At 61.3% G+C, this 1,324-nt stretch carries 2 protein-coding genes; both read right to left on the bottom strand.

Annotated elements, in window-relative coordinates; genetic code table 11:
* Nucleotides 1-59 precede the first annotated feature (59 nt).
* Complete coding sequence (locus tag AB0I83_RS31460) at nt 60-305, bottom strand: hypothetical protein (protein ID WP_363307050.1); 246 nt, start codon at nt 303-305, stop codon at nt 60-62.
* Nucleotides 302-1,129 (bottom strand): hypothetical protein, encoded by an 828-nt coding sequence (locus AB0I83_RS31465; RefSeq protein WP_363307051.1) that lies wholly within the window; start codon nt 1,127-1,129, stop codon nt 302-304. The genes AB0I83_RS31460 and AB0I83_RS31465 overlap by 4 nt, the downstream gene beginning before the upstream one ends.
* Nucleotides 1,130-1,324 lie beyond the last annotated feature (195 nt).

A 1,324-nucleotide genomic window follows, 5' to 3' on the forward strand; every position in this document is an offset into this window, starting at 1 on the left:
TGCGGATCGAGTGGCTGTTGCATTCCTGCGCTCCTAGCCGAGTAGGGACATGAGGTGGTTCACGAGGGTGATGAGGGACTGCGCGGCGCTGCTAGATCATCCAGAGACAGGAAATAACGAGCGTGGGTGCGCAGCAGATCGTCCCGGCTCTTCGCTGCGAGCACCACTACCTCCACGTTCGCTCTGCGGCCAAACTCCCGCTCGGCCCGGACTCGCGCCGCGAAGGCATCCCTACGGTGCTCGTACTCCTGCTCATGCAGCAGGCGACCCGCAGCGCGGTCGTACACCACCAGGACATTGGTCATGGTTCCACGCTACCAAGGTTGCGCCCCTGTGGGACGGGCCGCATGCCCTTCAGTTCCTCGCGGAAACTAGCCAGGCCGTCGCGGACCTGCTGCCACGTTCGGACGATTTGCGGGTCGTCCATATCCATGTCGCTCAGCTCAGCCTGCTCCAAAGCTGCGATGAGGTCACCCAGGGAGACTGCGGACACAGCCATTGCTACGTGTAGCCGGTAAGCGGCGTCGTAGATTCTTCGCCCCATGGTCAGCTCGTCGGGGGACTCTTCGGGCGGATGGTCCAAATCGTCCCACCAGTGGACGGGCGGCTCGCCGTACCGGATCCCGCGACCGATCATGTCTGCCAGCTTCTCGAACATGTCGGCCCACTCGTGTTGCCACTCTGTCCTGACCTGGATCTCGACGGGCATACCTTCCGGGAAAACGACCAGATGGACCGCGCGGTACCCATGACTGGGCTGCAGCCGACGGTCTACGACCTTTGACGCGCGGTCCGTCGATTCAAAGAGCTTCGCAATGGCCGCCACCACCTCGTCCTGAGCGCGTAGTCCACCGGTTACAACCGCTCGCATGCCGGCCAGGTCCTGCATGCTTTTCAGCCACGAACCGCCATGTCTGTGCAGTTTCTCCAGGATCGTCCCAGTATTTTTGACCCGACTAGTTGGTTCATATCCCAGCTGCCGAACTGCAGCGGTGACGCCTTCCAAGACTTCGTCGTACGCAAGCAGGAGACAGCTCAAGTCGTCGAGATCTGACTCTTCAGGCAGTGGGCCCTGAACCAATCTCTTCCCGAGACGCTCGATCTGTGACTTGCTGAACGGCAACGACATGCCCACGTTCTAGCACCCTCCAGCGAAAAGGGTCACTGGATTCGGGGCCAGGTCGCTCCTGACCCCCGCATCTAGAACTAGCGTTCGCTGGCCATCCAAAGGGACTGCTGCACGGATAAGTGACACCTGACCTGGCTTGCTGACTGGCGGCCTGGAAGGATGTTGCAGTGCCCAAGCCGTATCCGAAGGAGTTCC

This window comes from Streptomyces sp. NPDC049970, assembly GCF_040660235.1.
In the GTDB taxonomy this organism is placed as follows: domain Bacteria; phylum Actinomycetota; class Actinomycetes; order Streptomycetales; family Streptomycetaceae; genus Streptomyces.